This is a genomic window from Dactylosporangium sp. NPDC005555, assembly GCF_040605635.1.
In the GTDB taxonomy this organism is placed as follows: domain Bacteria; phylum Actinomycetota; class Actinomycetes; order Mycobacteriales; family Micromonosporaceae; genus Dactylosporangium.
Genome location: NZ_JBEXDG010000054.1, coordinates 37,081 through 54,923 on the forward strand (window position 1 = coordinate 37,081; position 17,843 = coordinate 54,923).

The 17,843-nt window shown below is 72.7% G+C and carries 20 protein-coding genes; 9 read left to right on the forward strand and 11 right to left on the reverse strand.

Annotated features, from left to right (window positions below; all coding sequences use genetic code 11):
• Genes ABZS58_RS39455 through ABZS58_RS39470 form a run of 4 tightly spaced genes read left to right on the forward strand, consistent with a single transcriptional unit; the run spans position 1 to position 3,463 of the window.
• Positions 1 to 633, forward strand: coding sequence for a neocarzinostatin apoprotein domain-containing protein (locus ABZS58_RS39455; RefSeq protein ID WP_354788723.1), 633 nt, complete (start codon positions 1 to 3; stop codon positions 631 to 633).
• A 5-nt stretch (positions 634 to 638) separates the two neighbouring features.
• Complete coding sequence (locus ABZS58_RS39460; protein WP_354788724.1) at positions 639 to 2,015, forward strand: hypothetical protein; 1,377 nt, start codon at positions 639 to 641, stop codon at positions 2,013 to 2,015.
• A 34-nt stretch (positions 2,016 to 2,049) separates the two neighbouring features.
• A complete protein-coding gene (locus ABZS58_RS39465; RefSeq protein ID WP_354788725.1) occupies positions 2,050 to 2,211 on the forward strand; it encodes a LuxR C-terminal-related transcriptional regulator in 162 nt (53 codons plus the stop codon).
• A gap of 22 nt (positions 2,212 to 2,233) precedes the next feature.
• Positions 2,234 to 3,463, forward strand: coding sequence for an MFS transporter (locus tag ABZS58_RS39470; RefSeq protein WP_354788727.1), 1,230 nt, complete (start codon positions 2,234 to 2,236; stop codon positions 3,461 to 3,463).
• Between the two features lie 3 nt (positions 3,464 to 3,466).
• Here ABZS58_RS39470 and ABZS58_RS39475 read toward each other — a convergent pair whose 3' ends face one another.
• Positions 3,467 to 3,670, reverse strand: coding sequence for a ferredoxin (locus tag ABZS58_RS39475; protein WP_354788775.1), 204 nt, complete (start codon positions 3,668 to 3,670; stop codon positions 3,467 to 3,469).
• Complete coding sequence (locus tag ABZS58_RS39480) at positions 3,667 to 4,929, reverse strand: cytochrome P450 (protein ID WP_354788728.1); 1,263 nt, start codon at positions 4,927 to 4,929, stop codon at positions 3,667 to 3,669. The genes ABZS58_RS39475 and ABZS58_RS39480 overlap by 4 nt, the downstream gene beginning before the upstream one ends.
• A gap of 114 nt (positions 4,930 to 5,043) precedes the next feature.
• Here ABZS58_RS39480 and ABZS58_RS39485 point away from each other — a divergent pair, with 114 nt between their 5' ends.
• The 3 genes from ABZS58_RS39485 (at position 5,044) to ABZS58_RS39495 (ending at position 7,159) form a co-directional block, all read left to right on the forward strand.
• Positions 5,044 to 5,454 (forward strand): hypothetical protein, encoded by a 411-nt coding sequence (locus ABZS58_RS39485; RefSeq protein ID WP_354788729.1) that lies wholly within the window; start codon positions 5,044 to 5,046, stop codon positions 5,452 to 5,454.
• Positions 5,444 to 6,034: a hypothetical protein gene (locus tag ABZS58_RS39490; protein ID WP_354788731.1), complete on the forward strand. Its 591-nt coding sequence runs from the start codon at positions 5,444 to 5,446 to the stop codon at positions 6,032 to 6,034. Before ABZS58_RS39485 ends, ABZS58_RS39490 begins: the two co-directional genes overlap by 11 nt.
• A 129-nt stretch (positions 6,035 to 6,163) precedes the next feature.
• Positions 6,164 to 7,159: an AI-2E family transporter gene (locus ABZS58_RS39495; protein ID WP_354788732.1), complete on the forward strand. Its 996-nt coding sequence runs from the start codon at positions 6,164 to 6,166 to the stop codon at positions 7,157 to 7,159.
• Positions 7,160 to 7,540: 381 nt separating this feature from the next.
• Here ABZS58_RS39495 and ABZS58_RS39500 read toward each other — a convergent pair whose 3' ends face one another.
• The 9 genes from ABZS58_RS39500 to ABZS58_RS39540 all read right to left on the reverse strand — a co-directional run bounded on the left by ABZS58_RS39500 (position 7,541) and on the right by ABZS58_RS39540 (position 16,023).
• Positions 7,541 to 8,284 carry an arylmalonate decarboxylase gene (locus ABZS58_RS39500; RefSeq protein ID WP_354788733.1) on the reverse strand — a complete coding sequence of 248 codons (744 nt, stop codon included), beginning with the start codon at positions 8,282 to 8,284 and terminating at the stop codon, positions 7,541 to 7,543.
• On the reverse strand, positions 8,281 to 8,901 hold the full coding sequence (locus ABZS58_RS39505) for a hypothetical protein (protein ID WP_354788734.1): 621 nt from the start codon (positions 8,899 to 8,901) through the stop codon (positions 8,281 to 8,283). The genes ABZS58_RS39500 and ABZS58_RS39505 overlap by 4 nt, the downstream gene beginning before the upstream one ends.
• Positions 8,898 to 9,653, reverse strand: coding sequence for an SDR family oxidoreductase (locus ABZS58_RS39510; protein ID WP_354788736.1), 756 nt, complete (start codon positions 9,651 to 9,653; stop codon positions 8,898 to 8,900). The genes ABZS58_RS39505 and ABZS58_RS39510 overlap by 4 nt, the downstream gene beginning before the upstream one ends.
• Positions 9,650 to 10,573, reverse strand: a complete 924-nt coding sequence (locus ABZS58_RS39515) for a hypothetical protein (RefSeq protein WP_354788737.1) — start codon at positions 10,571 to 10,573, stop codon at positions 9,650 to 9,652. Before ABZS58_RS39515 ends, ABZS58_RS39510 begins: the two co-directional genes overlap by 4 nt.
• Positions 10,570 to 11,304, reverse strand: a complete 735-nt coding sequence (locus ABZS58_RS39520) for a hypothetical protein (protein WP_354788739.1) — start codon at positions 11,302 to 11,304, stop codon at positions 10,570 to 10,572. The genes ABZS58_RS39515 and ABZS58_RS39520 overlap by 4 nt, the downstream gene beginning before the upstream one ends.
• Positions 11,304 to 12,494, reverse strand: a complete 1,191-nt coding sequence (locus tag ABZS58_RS39525) for an aromatic ring-hydroxylating dioxygenase subunit alpha (protein ID WP_354788741.1) — start codon at positions 12,492 to 12,494, stop codon at positions 11,304 to 11,306. Before ABZS58_RS39525 ends, ABZS58_RS39520 begins: the two co-directional genes overlap by 1 nt.
• A gap of 20 nt (positions 12,495 to 12,514) precedes the next feature.
• A complete protein-coding gene (locus ABZS58_RS39530; RefSeq protein WP_354788742.1) occupies positions 12,515 to 13,480 on the reverse strand; it encodes an alpha/beta hydrolase in 966 nt (321 codons plus the stop codon).
• Between the two features lie 85 nt (positions 13,481 to 13,565).
• Positions 13,566 to 14,366, reverse strand: coding sequence for an oxidoreductase (locus ABZS58_RS39535; protein ID WP_354788743.1), 801 nt, complete (start codon positions 14,364 to 14,366; stop codon positions 13,566 to 13,568).
• 61 nt (positions 14,367 to 14,427) lie between these two features.
• Positions 14,428 to 16,023 (reverse strand): nitrilase-related carbon-nitrogen hydrolase, encoded by a 1,596-nt coding sequence (locus tag ABZS58_RS39540; RefSeq protein ID WP_354788744.1) that lies wholly within the window; start codon positions 16,021 to 16,023, stop codon positions 14,428 to 14,430.
• A gap of 83 nt (positions 16,024 to 16,106) precedes the next feature.
• Here ABZS58_RS39540 and ABZS58_RS39545 point away from each other — a divergent pair, with 83 nt between their 5' ends.
• Positions 16,107 to 16,382: a Dabb family protein gene (locus ABZS58_RS39545; RefSeq protein ID WP_354788745.1), complete on the forward strand. Its 276-nt coding sequence runs from the start codon at positions 16,107 to 16,109 to the stop codon at positions 16,380 to 16,382.
• Between the two features lie 52 nt (positions 16,383 to 16,434).
• Positions 16,435 to 17,829 (forward strand): MFS transporter, encoded by a 1,395-nt coding sequence (locus ABZS58_RS39550; protein ID WP_354788747.1) that lies wholly within the window; start codon positions 16,435 to 16,437, stop codon positions 17,827 to 17,829.
• The last annotated feature ends 14 nt before the right edge of the window (positions 17,830 to 17,843 follow it).

Here is a 17,843-nt window from a genome sequence, read left to right on the forward strand (position 1 = left end):
ATGCAACGACGGATCTCGACCCTCGCGGTGCTGACCGCCGCGGCGGTCGCCGGTGTCGTGCCGCTCGGCGCGGCGCCCGCCTTCACCGCCGCGCAGGCCGCGCCCACGCTCACGGTCAGCAAGACGACCGGCCTCACCGACGGCACGTCCGTGACCGTCGGCGGCAGCGGCTTCACCGCGAACCTGAAGCAGATCGCGGTCGGGCAGTGCATCGAGGAGGTGAAGGGCCCGACCGACTGCAACCTCGCCGGCGGCTCCCAGTTCGTCAACGCCGACGCCTCCGGCAAGCTGCCGACGGTCACACTGAAGCTGGCCGCCAAGTTCGGCACCTTCGACTGCACGAAACGCACCTGCGTGATCGCCGCGCAGATCCTCCCGTCCGGCGGAAACGCGGGCGAGATCGCCGCCAACAAGGCGTCGGTGAAGCTCACGTTCGGCGCCGCCGCCCAGGCGACCACCCAGCCGGCGGCGACCACGGCCGCGCCCGAGGCGACCGCGCTGCCGAAGACCGGACCGGGCGACGAACCGTTCGTGGTGCTGCTCGCCGGCTCGGCGCTGCTGACCGTCGGCGTCGGCCTCCTCGTCGTCCTCCCGGCCCGTCGCCGCCGGGCCCGCACCGCGGAAGGGATGTGACCGCCGTGCGCCGTCTCGCGGTCGGGGTCGCGGGCAGGGATGTGACCGCCGTGCGCCGTCTCGCGGTCGGCGCCGCCGCCCTGGCGGTCACCGCCGTCGGCGGTCTCGTCGGCGTCGTGACGCTCGCCGGGCCGGCCGTGGCCGCGCCGGTCGAGGCGAGCCTCGGCTGCCGGCTGTACTTCAGCGACACCGGGACCGGCACCTCACCGACCACGTGGAGCGACACGTTCACCCTCAGCCAGACCCCGGCGAGCCCCGCGGCCGGCGAGACGGTGACCGTGACCCTCGCCGCCGTCGCCGGTGTCACCAACGGACCGGTGCCGCTCAACGCCGGTGACGTGCCGGTGCGGGTGACCGTCGCCCTCGGCGGCGCGCAGCCGGGGACGGTCACGCTCAACCAGGCCGCGTACCCGGCGTCGGCGAAAGCGGCGGCGGTGCCGCTCGGCCCGGTCAGCGCCACCGGCACGTACACGGCGACGGTCGCGGGCACCGTGTCGCTGACCGTGCGGCAGGTCGCGTTCGCCAACACCACCGCGACGACGTACTGCTCGGCGGGCGGCGACCGCGACCACAAGGCGGCACCGGTGGACACCCCGGTCACCGCGTCGGCCGTCGTGACCCCGGCGCCGTCCGGCTCGGCGAGCGTCACCGCGTCGGCCAGCGCCAGTGCGTCGGCGAGCGCCAGTGCGTCGGCGAGTGCCAGCGCGTCGGTCAGTGCCAGTGCGTCGGCCGGCGCGAGTGCGTCGGAGGCGGTCACGCCCGCGGAGACGTTCGGGCCCGCGTCGGTGACGATGAAGTGCAAGACGCTCAGCACGATCCGCGACTGGACCGCGACGCACACCCTGAGCATGTCCCCGGCCAACCCCGGGTACGGCGCGAACGTCACCGTCACGTACACCTTCGACAACGGCGGCAAGAACGGCCCCGCGCCGATCACGGCCGGGGACCTCAAACCGACCGCGACCGTGAAGCTCAGCGGCGCGCAGACCGGCACGGTGAAGCTGACCGGCCCCGCCTACGGCGCGGTCGCCGCCCAGGCGACGGTGCCCGGCGCGACGCTCACCGGCCAGTTCACCGCCGGCACGCCCGGCCTCGTCACGCTCACCGTCGCGGACATCCTGTTCGACCACCCGCAGGTCGACACCCAGTGCAACAACGGCAGCGACCCGGTGACCGGCCCCGCCGACACGACGATCGTCGCGAAGTTCACGGTCAGGTCGACGGCGGCGACGGCCGCGGAGGCCGCCGGGCAGGCCCTGCCGAAGACCGGCGACGACGGCATCCTCCCCGTGATCGTCCTGTGGGGCACGGCCCTGCTGCTGACCGGCGCCGGCGCCCTCGTGGTCCTGCCCGCGAGAGCCCGGCGCAGGCAGAGAGCGTAGGGAGCGGGCGGCGCCGAACAGGTAACGGCTCCCGATGCCGGGGGAGGCCGCCGGCGGCGAGGCTGCACGCATCGCCGACCGGCTGTTCATCTCCGTCAGGACCGCCGACCATCACGTGTCCGCGGTCCTGACGAAGCTCGGCCTCGCCGGCCGCCGCGCGGTCGTCGCCCGGGCCGAGGCACTCAAACCGTCCTGAATGCGGGTAAGGTTCCGTCCTCGTGGGCGATGTCGTCGAGAAGGTCGTGCCGGCGCGGCTGGGCACCGGGTTCCGGTGGCTGCTGGCCTCGTCGTGGACGAGCAACCTCGGCGACGGGATCGCGGTCGCGGCCGGGCCGCTGCTCGTCGCGTCGCTGACGGACAACGCGTTCCTGGTGTCCCTCGCGGCGCTGCTGCGGTGGGCGCCGGCGCTGGTCTTCGCCCTGTACGCCGGGGTGCTGTCCGACCGGCTCGACCGGCGGCGGATCGTCATGGCCGCCGACGCGCTGCGGGCCGTCGTGCTGCTCGCGCTCGTCGCCCTGATCGCCGCCGACCGGCTGTCGGTCGTGGCCGCGCTCGTCGCGCTGGGGCTGCTGACGACGGCCGAGGTCTTCGCCGACAACGCCGCCGCGACGCTCACCCCGACGCTCGTGCACCGCGACGACCTCGTCGTCGCCAACGCCCGGCTCCAGGCCGGGTTCATCACCCTCAACCAGCTCGCCGGGCCGCCGATCGGCGCGGTGCTGTTCGCCGCGGGGCTGGCGTGGCCGTTCGCCGCCGAGACGGTCCTCGTCACCGCCGGTGTACTGCTCGTCTCCCGGGTCGCGCTGCCCTCGAAGCCGTCCCCGGAGGCGGGCGAAGCGCCAGTCGGGGTGTGGCACGCGGTCGTCGAAGGGTTCCGCTGGACGGTCCGGCACCCGGCCGTGCGGACCCTGTCGCTGACGATCCTCGTCTTCAACGTCACGTTCGGCGCCGCGTGGTCCGTCCTCGTGCTGTACGTGCAGCAGCGCCTCGGCCTCGGCCCGGTCGGCTTCGGGCTGCTCACCACGGTCTCCGCCGCCGGGGGGCTGCTCGGCACCGGCCTCTACGGGAGGCTGACCCGCCGCTTCAGCCTCGGCAACATCATGCGGGCCGGGCTCATCATCGAGACCCTCACGCACCTCGCGCTCGCCGTGACGACGTCGGTGTGGGTCGCCTCCGCCATCTTCTTCGTCTTCGGCGCGCACGCGTTCGTGTGGGGCACCACGTCGGTCACCGTCCGGCAGCGGGCCGTGCCGGACCACCTGCAGGGCCGCGTCGGCAGCGTCAACACCATCTGCGTCTTCGGCGGTCTCGTCGCCGGGTCGGTGATCGGCGGCGTCCTGGCGACGCGCGTCGATGTGACGGCGCCGTTCTGGTTCGCCTTCGCCGGTTCGGCGCTGTTCGTGGTGCTGCTGTGGCGTGAGCTGACCCGGATCGCCCACGCCGCCTGACGCCTATCCGGCGGCGTGCACCTCGATGACGGCCGCGGGGCAGCGGGTCGCGGCCTCGTACACCGAATCGTGGTGCTCCTCCGCCGGGCGCTCGGCGAGCAGGATCACCACACCGTCGTCGTCGCGCTGGTCGAACACGTCGCCGGCGACGAGCGCGCACACGCCGGAGCCGATGCACTTGTCGGTGTCCACCTCGACCCGCATCAGACGTCCGCCTTCCCGGCCGGCTCGATCGCGTCCCACGTGACCGGCAGCGTCTCCGGCCCGTACACCGACGTGTCGACCTTGAGCCGGATGTCGTCGAGCGGCACGGCGAGGCGCAGCGACGGGATCCGCCGCGGCAGCGTTGCCAGGACCGTGGTCAGCTCCAGGCGGGCGAGCTGCTGGCCGACGCACTGGTGCGGGCCGTGCCCGAAGCCCAGGTGCGGCCCGGTCGCGCGGCCGATGTCGAGGGTGTCGCCGTCGGGATGCAGGTCCGGGTCCCGGTTCGCCGACTGGATGGCCACGACCACGTAGTCGCCGGCCTGCACCGGCTGCCCGGCGATCTCGGTGTCCTCGGTGACCTCGCGCAGCAGCCCCGCGCCGACCCCGAGGTAGCGCACCAGCTCCTCGGCGGCGACACCGGCCAGCGACGGGTCGGCGCGGAGCCGGTCCAGCTCGTGCGGGTGCTCCAGCAGCGCCAGGAGCCCGTGACTGATCATGCTGGCGGTGGTGTCGTATCCGGCGATGAGCATCGCGGCGCTCATCATGACCAGTTCCATGTCGGTGAACGGCCGGTCCGTCTGGTCGCTACGCACGATCATCCGGCTGATCACGTCCTCGCCGGGGTTCGCGCGCCGGGTCACCACCGTCATGTACAGGTATTCGAACAGCGGCTGCATCGCGCCGGCGACGTCCTCGGCGCTGGACCTGCCGTCGGACAGCGCCTCCGCCGCGTTCTTGAACAGGTGGTGGTCGTCCCTGGGGACGTCGAGCAGGCCGGCGATCACGGCCGTCGTCACCGGGCGGGCGAACTCGCCGTACAGATCGACCGGCGTCGCCGCCTGTGCGAGGGCGTCGAGGTGCTCGTCGACGATCTGCTGCACGAGGGGGCGCAGCTGGCCGATCCGCTTCATGTTGGAGACCTCGGGGGCCATGCGCCGCCGGAAGCGCAGGTGCTCCGCGCCGTCCATGCGCGGGAACTCGCCCTCGCCGACGGGAATGTCACCGCCGAAGCCGAGCAGGATGTGCGCGGCCGTGCCGGGCCGGTTGCTGAAGCGCTGCGGGTCGCCGAGCACCTCCCGCACGTCGGCGTAGCGGCTCACCAGCCACGCCCGCACCCCCGTCGGGCAGCCGACCCGGATCACCGGGCTGCCGGCGCGCAGCTGCTCGAACTCCGCCGGCGGGCCGAACGGGCAGCCCGTCGCGGCGGGCAACGGCAACGGCGGCAACGCCTCGGACTGCTGGTCGTGCTGCACGGCTGTCATGGCGACCCCCATTCATCCTCGTCGAAGGGTACCGGACGCGGGAGATCGGGGCAGCCCGCTGTGACGCGGGATTGGTACCCTCTGCCGCATTCGACCACGACCGGGGGGAGCGGAGTGGGCGCAGAGGAAAGCTACGTCGATCCGGCCGAGATGACGTCGTTCGTGCGCCGGACCCACGCCGTCGCGGACCGCTTCGAGACGATGCGCGCCGGCACCGGGGTCGGCCGGATGTCCTTCGGGCCGCTGCCCGCGTCGCTCCAGCTGTGGGACGTCTACCAGCAGGTCGCCGAGGACCTCGCCGACGGCTTCGACCAGATGGCGCAGATCCTCGTCGAGGCGGCGAACGCCTGCGTCGAGGCGTTCAACCTGCTCTGCGAGATCATCTTCGAGTTCATCCTGTGGTACCTCGCCGAGCTCATCATCGCCGCGGTCGCGGCCGCGGTGTCGTTCGGCGCGAGCGCCGTCGCGTTCGCGGTGCGGGCCCTGCTCGAGCCGCTGCCCGAGCGGGGCCGGGATGGACACTGACCCGTCCGCCGCTTCGGTCTACGCCGACGCGCTCGCCGAGCTCGCGCCCGGGGAGCGGGTCCTCGCCGCCGTCGTCGCGAACGCGCCCCTCGGCGTCGACCCGCCGCTGCCGCCGGCCGGCGACGACGGACCGGCGACGGCGGGGACCGTCGCGGGCGCCGTCGCCGGCGCGATCCTGTCCCCGCCGAAGCCGGGGCAGGGGTTCTTCTGGTGGCTGCTGTTCGGCCGGTCCGGGCGCGGCGCGGCCACGTCGACCGCCGCCGCGTGCCGGAAGGCGACCCTGGGGCACAACCCGCTGCTGCTGGTGGTCACGGATGCCCGCCTGCGCCTGTACGAGCCGCGCGACCAGGCCTACTTCATCGACGAGCCGTCCCTGCACGGCAGACCGGCCGGCGAGCGGCTGCTGGCGCTGTGGGACGCGCCGCGGTCCGAGGTCCGGTCCGCCCGCGTCGGCTGGCATCGCCTGCACCCGGGCCGGCTGACGGTCGAGTTCACCGACGGCTCGTGGGTGTCGTTCGCGAGCCTGCTCCACCTGAGCCGCCGCAAGGCGCGCACGGTCGTGACCGCCCTCGAAGAGTGAGCATCCCGGCCTCGTGCGGCGTCCATCCCGGACGCCGCCGGTCCCCGGCCCGGCCATACGATCCAATGGGGAGAGCGGTCATCCGCCGGGCATGACGCGGCCCCCGCCTTCCTCGGGCACTGTGGCCGCATGCCCTCTTGGCTCAGGCGGCTGGGCCGGTCCGGTTGGCTGGTCACGGGCGTCGTCGTGGGGGCCGCCGCGCTGATCGTCGGGGTGGGTGTCGTCCTCGCGGTCCTCGCGCCGGTCCTCGTCGCCGTGACCGTCGCCGCGGCGCTGCAACCCGTCGTCGCCGCGCTGCGCCGGCACGGGGTCCCGGCGGCCCTCGCCGCGCTCGCCGGGGCGCTGCTGGTGCCGGTGCTACTGATCGTGCTCGGGGTCCTCGTGTGGCACACCGTGGCCGGCGCCGGCGAGACCTGGTCGAGTGTCGCCGACGAAGCGGCCAAGCACCTGCGCTCGGCGCTGGGCGCCGACCCCCTGGACACGCTGCTGCGCTCGCCGCGCTGGCGTGACGCGCTGCTCGGCGCAGGCTCGGCGCTGCTGAGCACCGCCGCGCTGGTGGCGCAGGCCGCGTTCGGCGTGCTGCTGGGCGCGTTCCTGCTGTTCTACCTGTTCAAGGACGGTCCCGCGTTCGTCGACCACCTCGACCGGCGGCTGCCGCTGCGGCCCGGCCTGGCCCGCCGCATGCTGGACAGCGCCGCGGTCCGGCTGCGCCAGTACGTCCTCGGCACGACGGTCGTGGCGGCCATGGACGCCGTCGTCATCACCCTCGGCGCGGTCGTGCTCCGGCTGCCGCTGATCGGGATGATCGCGCTGATCACGTTCGTCGCCGCGTACGTGCCGTACCTCGGCGCCTGGGTGTCGGCGGTGTTCGCGCTCGTGGTCGCCCTCGGCGCCGGCGGGCCGGTCGCGGCGGCGTGGATGCTGGCGATCGTCCTGGTGACGCAGAACGTCCTGGAGGGCGTCCTGCGTCCCTACATCTTCGGCCGGGCCCTCGACCTGCACCCCGTGGCGATCCTCCTCGCCACGCTGGTCGGCGGCGCCCTCGCCGGCCTGGTCGGTGTCCTGCTCGCCCCGCCCATCGCCGCGATCGCCGTCTCCTGGCGCGCGATGCTCCGCGAACCGTGACCCGCCCGCTCCGCGAACCGTGGACCCGTGAACCGCCCGAGAACCGTGGACCCGTGAGCTGACCGCTGACCGCGCGAGAACCCGTGGACCGTGGACCGTGAGCTGACCGCTGACCGCGCGAACCGTGAGCCGCTGTCCGTGCGAGGCCGTCGCCGGCATCCGCGCGGGTTGTGAGGCCCGCCGGACCAGGAGCCGTGGGCCGTCGGGCTGGCCGTGACCCCGCTGTCGCTCCGTGAGTCGTGAGCAGTTGGACGCGGCGCCAGAGAACCTACGGAAGGTGGGCGGCGGTGGGGCGTTCCGTTCGTTACCTACGCTAGCCGACCGCTCCTAATTGATCTTCGAAGGCGTCGCTCTGCGTAGTCTACCCTGCATCCGGGTGGGTCAGTGGTCGCGGAGGAGGGAGCCCGCACCGTGCAGCTTGTCCTGGATGTCGTTGTCGCGCAGGGCCATCCACCAGGTGGCGGCGTTGATGGCGATCACCGGCTTGCCGAGCCAGCGTTCGGCCTCGTCGGCGAGGCGGACCATGGACAGGTTCGTGCCGCACTGCACGATCGCGTCGACGTCCGGGCCGTCGACCTCGAGGATCGCGGCGCGCAGCTCGGCCTCCGTGACGTGGGCGATCGACACGGCCGTCGGGCAGCGCAGGCCCTTGATCCGCACGACCTCGAAGCCGAGCTCGGAGAAGAACCGGACCACGTTCTCGTCGCCGATCGGCTGGTACGGGGTGACGACGCCGATCCTACGGGCGCCGTAGAGGTGCAGGGCGCGCTCGCAGGCCTCGGCGCCCGTGGCGACCCGCAGGCCGGTGATGCCGTGGATCTGGGCGACGAACTCGCGGTTGCCATCGACCCCGCCCCAGAAGGTCTCCGCGGACATGCCCATGACCATGAAGTCGGGCTGGCACGTGAGGACCCGTTCGCACGCGTGGCCGATCTCCTCGCGGATCTGCAGCAGCAGGTTCTCGAAGCCCTCGTCGGTGGAGAGGTCCTGGTCGCGGATGTGGATGCGGGAGAAGTGCGCGGTGACGCCGGGCACGCCCATGGCGTAGAAGTCGGGCTCGACGATCGTGTTGGTGGAGGGGGCGATGACGCCGAACTTGTGGCGCCATCCCAGAGCGTCGGTCATGCGGACACCTCAACAGGGCGACGGGTGAAGGAGCGGACGGTCAGCCACGCGGCGGTGAGGAACGCCAACTGCGCGGCGGTGTTCGTGCCCTGCTCGATCCACTGCAGGCGCAGCGTCTCGTGGTCGGGGTGGTTGCGCAGCGGCACGAGCGCGGTGACGAGGACGATGCCGAGCGCGTAGAGCCCGACGGCCGTCCAGTCGCGCCGCCGCCCGGCGTACACGGCGCCGATGACGCTGGCCGTGGTCACCCCGGCGGTGGCGAGGATGAAGACGGGCTTCATCGTCGAGGCGGCCAGAGCTCCGGAGGCCACCGCGACGTACAGGACGGCGAACGGCCACCACGGCGCCCTGGGCAGCAGCGCCCAGATCAGCAGCACCGCACCCGCCGACATGAGCGGGAACAACGCGCCTTCCAGCCACGGCAGGTCGACGCCGAACCCGGCGACGAGCAGCTTCCAGACGGATTTCGCGATGCCGCCGGCACCGATGAGGACGGCCCCGGCACGTCCGGGTGTCACCCGGCCGAGCCCGGCGAGCAGCCAGAAACCGGACAGGGCGAGGAACGTCGGCACGAAGTCCTCGACGGCGAGGATGACGGGGTAGTCGTTGCCCGTCATGCGAACAGGTCCCGGCGGCGGAAGGCGGCGGTGGCGAAACGCCCGAACGCCTTGGGGGTGGTGAGCCAGGCGACCCGGCCGCCGTTCGGCACGCCCTTGAGGACCCGGTCGGCGAGCCACGGCGTGACCGTCTCGACCTTGTCCGCGAGGATGTTGAAGATCTTCTTCGCCTTCGCGAACTCCTCGGGCGTGTAGTCGCGGGACAGCAGGTCGGTGACGACCATGCCGGGCGACAGGTGCGCGACGGTGACCGGTGAGTCCTTGCCGAGTTCCTTCGCCAAGGCGTCGGTGAGGTATGTGACGGCCCGTTTCGTCATGCCGTACGCGGCGAGCCCGGGCGCCTTCTGGTTGCCGGAGCCGAAGCCCTCCATGTTCCACAGGGCCCCGTGTCCCTGGGCGCGCATGGCGGCGACGACCACCGCGCTGGCGTGGGCGAGCCCGCGCAGGTTCACGTCGACGACGGCGTCGAGCTCGTCCGGCGGCAGCTCCCACAGCGGTTTCCGGGCGGTGCTCACCCCGGCGTTGTTGACCCAGATGTCGACCCGCCCGAACGCGGCGATCGCCGAGTCCCACAGCTGCCGCACGGCGGCCCGGTCGGTCACGTCGGCGACCACCCCGAGCGACCGGGGGTCCGCAGACCCGGCCGGCAGCGAACGTCCACAGTAGACGACCTGGCAGTCCCGGGTGAGGAACTCACGGACCAGTCCGGCGCCGATGCCCCGGGTGCCGCCGGTGACCACGACGACGGTCATGAGGCACTCCACGACAGCGAGCCGTGCACGACTCCGGTGAGCGTGGCGCCCTGGTACACGCGATAGGCCACCGCGAGGGAGGTGCCGGCGCCCATGCCGGGGGAGGCGTCCAGCATGAACTCGCGGCCCGTCACCTTCACGACGTCGGTGCAGTGCACGGTGCTGTAGTTCGCCCGGCCGAACGCGATCGCGTTGCCCCACGCGCCCGGCCCCTCGTAGAAGGACCGGAACCCGTCACGCCGCCAGTCCACGGTGTACGAGCGTTCGAACGCGCCGGACCAGGTGACCGACAGGCGGGTGCGCAGCAGGTCGACCGGGGTGAGCGCGATCTGGACGTCGACCGTCCCGGCGAGCTTCTGGTCGGCGCCCCACAGCTCGCACTGTCCACTGTAGGCGCCGGACTGCTTGGTGGGGAGGATGAACGGCACGGGCCCGTTGCGGGTCTCCGCCGCCAGGTGCCGCTCCAACGACGAGGCGGAGACGCCCCGTTTGTACACGCCGTTGAAGCAGCCGACGACCGCCGGCCCCTGGAACAGCATGGAGGAGTACACCTGGGTGTCGTCGCCGAGCACCTGGTTCCAGGTGTTCAGGTCGACCTGCCAGCCGGGGCCGTAGTAGTGCGCGTCGACGAACGTGCCGTAGGGCTGGCCGGTGCCGTAGAAGTCGGGCCCGGTGTAGATCCGGTCGGCGTCGGAGTCGACGACGCCGAACGCGAACGGCGCGCCGAGCCGGAACCGGCCCGCGAGAGGGCCGCCGCCCTCGAGGCCGCCGTCCATGTAGTACGTGGTGACGCCGTCGGCGAAGACCGACGAGCGGCGGATGTCCTCGTAGCCGCGCCAGGTGCCGTCGGCGTCGAAGAGGCTCGGCCGGCCGTGCCACTCACCGGCGATGCGCTGCTGCCATTCCGAGGGCTCGCTCATGTGAGCGGCCCGCCGATGAGCACGTCGCGGATCTCGTCGGAGGCGGCCTCGCCGAGCAGCCGCGACACCTGCGCCCACACGGGGTCGACGGCCGGGCTGAACAGGTTGGCCCGGACCGTCGCGTCGCGGGTGGCGAGGTCGGTGTCGCCCAGCGAGGCGGCCACGTCGTCGGGCAGCCCGGCGGAGACCAGGCCGAGCCAGTGCGACACGTAGGCGTCGACGATCGGGTCCATCGCGCGGAACGCGGTCCCGTCGGCGCGGTGCACCAGCATCCACGGCGACATCAGGGCATGCTGGCGCGGGCCGATGTGCGCCCGGCTGAGCCCTTCGCGCTGCGACGCCTCCTCGTAGAGCGCCGTCAGCGGATGGTACGCGCTGTCCATGTAGGACAGGTGCGAGGACAGCTCGGCGCGGGGGATGAGGTCCAGGTGGTAGGCGTAGTACCCGCCACCGTGGACGGAGTCGACGGTGAAGTGCGGGACCCCGGACTTCGGGGCGGTGAACGCGAACACCATGTGCGAGTCGAGCCCGATCGGTGGCACCGTCAGCCCGACGTACACCACCCGCGAGATCGCGGCGGGACCTTCCCAGACCCGCACCATGCCGACCTGCGCCGGCGACATGGGCGAGCGCAGCTCCCGGTAGGGCGAGCCGACCTCGGTGAGGGCAAGGGCCGGCCGGGCGAGGATCGCGTCGAGGGCCCGCGTGGCGAGCGCGAAGGGAAGCGACATCACTGGTCCTCCAAATAGGCCTGTCCGAGACGCTCCGCCTCGGCGACCGTGGGGTGTTCGCCCTTCGCCTTGTGCACCCAGGCGCGGGCGAGTTCCGGGTTCTCCCGGCGGGCCGGGGACGCGATGACCGTCGCCTCGCGGCGCGGGACGTCGCCCATGATGCGGTCCTCGTCGCCGAGGAGCCAGCCCTGCTCGGCGAGCTCCTGCCGGCGGCGGCGGTAGTGCACGGCGATCAGGTCGCTCTTCACGTGCAGCTCCGCGCCGAGGTCGAAGGGCAGCAGCTCGGGGCGGACCTTGTCGACGACGGGGGCGTCCTGGCCGAAGATCTTCTCCACCCGCTGGATCGCGTTCCTGTCGGCCCAGTTGCCGGTGAAGAAGTCGCGCAGCGCGACCCACTTCACGAGCGTCGTGGTCTCGTCGACGGGGATGTTGGTGTCGTAGATGATGAGGTTGCCCAGCGGCAGCCGCACATGCAGCTTGATCATGTTCGGGAGCATCCAGCCGGCCGTCGTCGCCACCGGCGGGCGCTCCTTGAGGTCCTTCCCGCGCCGCCCGACCATCGCCCAGATGCCTTTGGGCGCCGGAGGATGCAGCCGCACCGTCGCGAACGCCGACCATTCGTCGGGGATCTCGAGCTCGTACTCCTCGACGTCGGGGCGTTCGGGGTTGCCGAAGGCGCCGGCGTGCACGAACGGCGTGTGCGCGATGTCGCAGCCGTTCTCGAGGATCCGCTCGTAGTTGGACTTCCACAGGTACTCGCCGGTGACGGCCTTGAACCGGCCGCCGTTGCCGACGAGGTCGTCGAACTCGGGCCAGACCGGGATCGGCGGGCGCTCCTGCTCCGGAAGGTCGCCGAGGAACACCCAGATGAAGCCGTAGCGCTCCTGCACCGGGTACGAGTCGACCCGGGCCTTCTTCGGGATGCCGCGGCCCGGCTGGTTCGCGGGGATCTTCACGCACGCGCCGCTGGGGTCGTACTCCCAGCCGTGGTACGGGCAGACGATCGAGTCGTCCTTGACCCAGCCGCCGGACAGCGCGGCGCCGCGGTGGACGCACAGGTCGGACAGGGCGACGGGGCGGCCCTTGGGCGTGCGGTACAGCACCAGCTCCTGCCCGAGACACGTGGCGCGCCGGGGTTTGGTGGTGACCCGGTCGGCGAACTCGACCGCGTACCAGAAGTTCTTCAACATGCAGTGCTCCTAAGCGCGGATCAGCGGCGCCGGACGGACACCAGGTCCGGGGGGAACGTGTCGAGCGCGGCCGGATCGCCGCCGCGCAGGTGGGTGTGGAGGAACGCGGTCAGCAGGCCGGCGATGGCGCCGCGGGCCGTCGCTTCGCCCACAGTGGACGGACGGTCGAGGAACGACCGGGCGGCGGTGGGGTCGGCGGGCTCGACGACGCTGAAGTGGTTGGCGCCGTGCAGGGTGGCGAGGACGTGGTCGCCGTCGCGGTCCTTGAGCGCCTCGTCGAACGTGCGGCCGACCGGGTCGTGCGGGGCGCCGCCGGAGCTGCCGTAGCGGTCGGCGGAGGCGGCGATGACGCCGTCCTGTGTGCCCGCGAGCAGCAGCACCGGCGAGTCGACGAGCGCCTCGGCGATGTGGCCGGCGGGCCAGCCGAGCATCGTGGAGACCATCGTGTGCGCGCCGTACGTGGCGACCGCCCGCACCTGCGGGAAGAACCGCCCCGACTGCAGCGCCACGGTGCCGCCGGCGGAGTGCCCGAACAGCGCGACCCGGTCCAGGTCGAGCGCGCCCCGCAGCGGGCCCTCGTCGGCGTCGAGCGCGGCCAGCCGCCGGAGGATCGGATCCAGGGCCTGGCAGGTGGGGCCGTCGCCGTACGTGCCGGGCCGGGCGAGGGCGAGGTCGACGCCGGGCGTGATGCCGACCTGGCCGGCGAACAGGGGACCGACCCAGTCGTAGGTGACGACGGCGAACCCCTGCCCGGCGAGCTCGACGGCGAGCCAGCGGTAGGCGTCCTGCCCGACGTTGATGCCGCTGAGCACCAGGACCACCGGATACGGGCCGCCCGAAGGGTCGGCCTGGAAGACGCCGCTGAGCCGCTCGGCGTCCGACCCGGTGACCAGGGCCGGGTAGTGCACCTTGAGATGTGCGGTGGCGAAGGGGTCCGGCGCGCCGGGGATCGTCACGGCGGACCACAGGGAGCGGACGGTGCTCACGACGTCACCTCCGCTGCGCTCCGGCGCCGCCCCGACTGAAAGCTGTGCTCATGATGACCAGCCTCTCCGCTGCGCTCCGGGCCGGTCATGGCCGGGGCAGTTCGCGGTCGCCGCCCCAGAGGGCCCGGACGAGACGGGACGTGAGCTCCTCGCCGAAGTACCGCACACCCATCACGTTGGCCGGGTCCCGGTCGGCGATGTTGCGCCGGGTCGCCAGGTCCCGCTCGCGCAGGGCGTCGCGCTCGTACAACGGCACCGCCTCTGCGGAGTCGACCCACGCCAGCCACTGGTCGACCCGCGCGTGCAGCACGTCGCCGACCACCTTGAGGTTGCGTTCCTTGCGTTCGAACGAGTACACGTACGCGTTCGGCGACAGGGAGGCGCGGATGAAGCCGGCCCGGCTGGTGAACCAGGCGAACTCCTCGTCGGCCCGGTGCTCCAGCCACGCGTCGTTGGGGCCCGCGTAGTAGCGGTCGAAGTAGTCGCCGTCCACGACGATGTCGGTGCGCGGGATGTAGTCGGTGTAGAACCAGCCGCCGGGCCAGCACAGCAGCGCGATGCCGAGGTGCGGCACCTTGACCTGCGGGCCGAGCCAGCAGGTGAGGTGCAGGTTGACGAAGCTGCGCGACGGGTCGCCCAGCCACGAGTGCACCATCCAGTCGACCTCCGTCCCGCTGTAGGCGGCGACCCGGCCGCCCGGACCCTCCGGATACGTCCCGTACTGCTCCAGTGTGTCGGTCGACGGGTCGCGCGTCGTGGCGAACCTCGCGTCGATCTTGGCCTTGAGATCCGCCAGGAGCTGCTGGAACTGTGCGAAGGTGTCGTGGACGTCGATCACGGGCGACGCGTCGAGCATCTCCTCGACGTGCTGGACGGTTTCCTCCACGCGCTCACTCCCCAACTCTCAAGCTGCAATGGAAACAGTGTTTCGCTACGGGTAACGGATGTCAACGGGTCAGGGCGTCGACGAGCTGCCAGGGCCGCCCGTCGAGCAGGTCGGTGCCGCGCGAGACCAGCTTGTTGCGGCTCTGTGCGGGCGCCAGGACGGCCGTGGCGACCGGCGTGCCCGTCTCGACGGCGGTGACGACCGGGTGGCTGATCCTGCCCGTGAAGGGGCCCTCCCAGGCGGTCCACAGGGTGAAGTCGGGGCTCAGCGCGTAGAACGCGGCCGGGTGCTCCAGGGCGGAGGCGGCGACGATGTTGAGCCGGTTCTCCGCCGCGCGCTCGGGCAGGCCCAGAGCGAGCTCCCAGTCCTCGGCGGGGGTGAACGGCACCGCGACCACGTCCGCGCCGGCGATCGCGGCCACCCGGAACACCTCCGGATAGATGGCGTCGTCGCCGACCACGACGGCGAGCCGCCCCCACGGCAGGTCGAACGTCCGCACGTCGTCGCCGTGCCGGCCGACCCGGCCGTCGAGGCGCGCGACCGGGTGCAGCTGCAACTGCCTGCCGATGACACCGGCGCCGGAGACCACGACGCCGACGTGCGCGCCGTCCTCCAGGACGCTGGTCACCGCGACCGCCTCCGTGCCCCGCAGGAGGTCCCGCAGGGCCGGCACGACCGACGGCTCCTGCAGCTCCGGCAGCACCAGGAGCCGCGCCCCGGCGGCCAGGGCGTCCTTGACGTCGTCGCACGCTCGCACCACGGCGGCCCGCAGCGACTCGGCGGCCGCCGGCCTGGAGGGCACCCGCGGCGGCAGGCCGATCGGCGCGTAGACCGGCCCGCGCCGCGCGGTGAACCGGTCGGTGCCGTCGGGCCGTCGCTTGTCGCGGGCCGTGGCCGGGTCGATGTCGGCGATCACGACCGCCTCACCGGACCGGGGGCCCTTCGCCACGACGGTGCCGTCGGGCGCCACGATCTGGCTCTCCCCGGCGCCGTGCAGCCACTCCGGCGGCACCTTGAGCCCGGCGCTGATGACGTCGAGCTTGTCGGCGGGCAGCAGCGGGCCGACCTTGTTGGCCGCCACGACCCAGACCCGGTTCTCCGCCGCCCGCACCGGGATGTGCAGGCTCGCCTCGTCGGTGGCGAACGAGTTGAGGCTGTTGAGCAGCACCTCCGCCCCGCGCAGCGCGAGACCGCGGGCCACCTCGGGTGCGACGCCCTCCATGCAGGCATACATGCCGACGGTACCGAAGGCGGTGCCGACGACCGGCCCGTTCTCGCTGCCGCGGTGCAGGTGGTCGTTCTCGCTGCCCATCAGGGTCTGCTTGTCGCTCTGCCCGAGCAGTGCGCCGTCCGGCCCGAAGAGCAGGTTGGTGCCGGTGGTCCGGCCGTCGTCGCGGGCGAGCGTGACGTTGATCTTCACGTGGACGGCGTGGCGGGCGGCCCGGCCGGCGACCGCGGTCAGGAACGCGTCGCCGGGCCGGCAGGCCATGCGCCGGGCATGGTCGCGGTCGTCGTACCACGACAGGTGGTTGCAGAACTCCGGCAGGACCACCAGATCCGCGCCCTCGGCGGCGGCCTGGTCGATCATCCGCAGGCAGTTCGCGAGGTTCGCGGACACGTCCTGACCGACGGCGAACTGGACAGCGGCAACCCTCACGAGGGCCTCCTGGTTCCTCTAGCGGAACAGTGTTTCCCGAACATACACTCGCCGCGCGTTCACTGAAAGAGAGGCCGATTGTCGTGCTGACCCATGTCGTCGTCATGAAGTTCGTGGATCCCGCCGACGCGCCGGAGGCCAAGGATCGACTGGAAGCCCTGGTGGGGGTGGTGCCGCAGGTCCGCTCGATGCTTGTGGGACTGGACACCGTGCGCGGCGACGTGTCCGGCGACCTGTGCATGATCACCACCCACGACGACCTGGACGGGCTGCGCGGCTACCAGTCGCACGAGGCGCACCAGGAGGTCGGCGCCTGGCTGCGCCCGCGCCTGGCGTCCCGCACCGCCGTCGACTTCTGAGAGCCGCCGCGCCCGGCACGAAACGAGCGCTGCGTGGTGAGCGCCGCCGGGCATGAACCGGCGGCGCGCGGGCAACACGGGGACGATGAGAGGCCGGGCGCTTGCGATCGCACTCGTGGCGGCGTTCATGACGCTGCTCGACGTCAGCATCGTCAACGTCGCCATCCCCTCCATGCAGGCCGATCTGCACATGGGCTCCAGCGGGCTGCAGTGGGTCCTGTCCGGATACGCGCTCACGTTCGGCCTGCTGCTGGTGCCCGCCGGCCGGTTCGGCGACGCCCGCGGCATCCGGCCCGTCTTCGTCGCCGGGCTCGTCGGGTTCACCGCCGCCAGCGCCGCGGCGGGAGCGGCGCAGAGCGAGGCGTGGCTGGTCGTCGCCCGCCTCGTCCAGGGCGCCTTCGCCGGCGTGGTCAACCCGCAGGTCACCGGCCTCATCCAGCGCCTGTACGCGCCGCCGGAGCGGGCCAGGCCGTTCGGGCTGCTCGGTGCCACGATCGGCATCGCCACCGCCGCCGGCCCGCTGCTCGGCGGGGTGATCATCCAGCTGGCCGGCCCGCACGACGGCTGGCGGTGGGTGTTCTACATCAACGTGCCCGTCGGTCTCGCCACGGCGGTGCTCGGCTGGCGGCTGCTGCCGCAGCGACCCGCGGACCGGCGCCGCCGGGAGAGCCTCGACCCGGTCGGTGTGCTGCTCCTGGGCGTCGCGGTCGTGCAACTGCTGCTCCCGTTGATCGAGCAGCGGCACTGGTACCTGGTGGGCACCGGCATCCTGACCCTCGCCGGGTTCGTGTGGTGGGAGCTGCGGTGCCCCGGCACGCCCCTGGCGGACCTGCAGCTGTTCCGCCGGCGGTCCTACGCGCTCGGCACGACCGTCGTCCTGCTGTACTTCGGCGGGTTCACCGCGAACTTCTTCATCCTCACCCTGTACCTGCAGCGCGGGCAGGGCTTCACGGCGCTGCAGGCGGGCCTGGCGACCACCCCGTTCGCGCTCGGCTCGGCCCTCGCCGCGTTCACCGGCGGCCGGGTCGTGAACCGGTTCGGCCGGCCCCTCGTCGTCGCCGGGCTGATCACCGTCGTCGCGGGCCTGTCGGGAACGGTCGCCGTGCTGTACCTGGTGCCGTCACCCTGGGCGCTGTCGGCGCCGCTGCTGCTCGCCGGCATCGGCAGCGGCCTGGTCATCACCCCCAACCAGACCCTCACCCTCGCCGACGTGCCGGTCGACCGGTCCGGCAGCGCCGCCGGCGTCGTGCAGACCGCGCAACGCGTCGGCGCCGCGTTCGGCATCGCCGCGATCGGCGCCGTGTTCTTCGCCCGGCTCGACGCCACCTCGGGCGACTGGACGGCGGCGTTCGAGATGGCGCTGACGGTCGCGATCGGCCTCGTCGTCCTCGCCCTCGCCGCCGCCGTCACCGACGTCGCCCTCGCCCGCCGCCGCCGCCCGCCCTGACCCGGCTCCTCGCG

Excerpts from the sequence above, each read along its gene's own strand:
- ABZS58_RS39455 (WP_354788723.1), top strand. The coding sequence starts at position 1 with ATGCAACGACGGATCTCGACCCTCGCGGTGCTGACCGCCGCGGCGGTC.
- ABZS58_RS39465 (WP_354788725.1), top strand. The coding sequence starts at position 2,050 with ATGCCGGGGGAGGCCGCCGGCGGCGAGGCTGCACGCATCGCCGACCGG.
- ABZS58_RS39480 (WP_354788728.1), bottom strand. The coding sequence starts at position 4,929 with ATGACAGCCGTGCAGCACGACCAGCAGTCCGAGGCGTTGCCGCCGTTG.
- ABZS58_RS39490 (WP_354788731.1), top strand. The coding sequence starts at position 5,444 with ATGGACACTGACCCGTCCGCCGCTTCGGTCTACGCCGACGCGCTCGCC.
- ABZS58_RS39495 (WP_354788732.1), top strand. The coding sequence starts at position 6,164 with ATGCCCTCTTGGCTCAGGCGGCTGGGCCGGTCCGGTTGGCTGGTCACG.
- ABZS58_RS39500 (WP_354788733.1), bottom strand. The coding sequence starts at position 8,284 with ATGACCGACGCTCTGGGATGGCGCCACAAGTTCGGCGTCATCGCCCCC.
- ABZS58_RS39505 (WP_354788734.1), bottom strand. The coding sequence starts at position 8,901 with ATGACGGGCAACGACTACCCCGTCATCCTCGCCGTCGAGGACTTCGTG.
- ABZS58_RS39510 (WP_354788736.1), bottom strand. The coding sequence starts at position 9,653 with ATGACCGTCGTCGTGGTCACCGGCGGCACCCGGGGCATCGGCGCCGGA.
- ABZS58_RS39515 (WP_354788737.1), bottom strand. The coding sequence starts at position 10,573 with ATGAGCGAGCCCTCGGAATGGCAGCAGCGCATCGCCGGTGAGTGGCAC.
- ABZS58_RS39520 (WP_354788739.1), bottom strand. The coding sequence starts at position 11,304 with ATGTCGCTTCCCTTCGCGCTCGCCACGCGGGCCCTCGACGCGATCCTC.
- ABZS58_RS39525 (WP_354788741.1), bottom strand. The coding sequence starts at position 12,494 with ATGTTGAAGAACTTCTGGTACGCGGTCGAGTTCGCCGACCGGGTCACC.
- ABZS58_RS39550 (WP_354788747.1), top strand. The coding sequence starts at position 16,435 with ATGAACCGGCGGCGCGCGGGCAACACGGGGACGATGAGAGGCCGGGCG.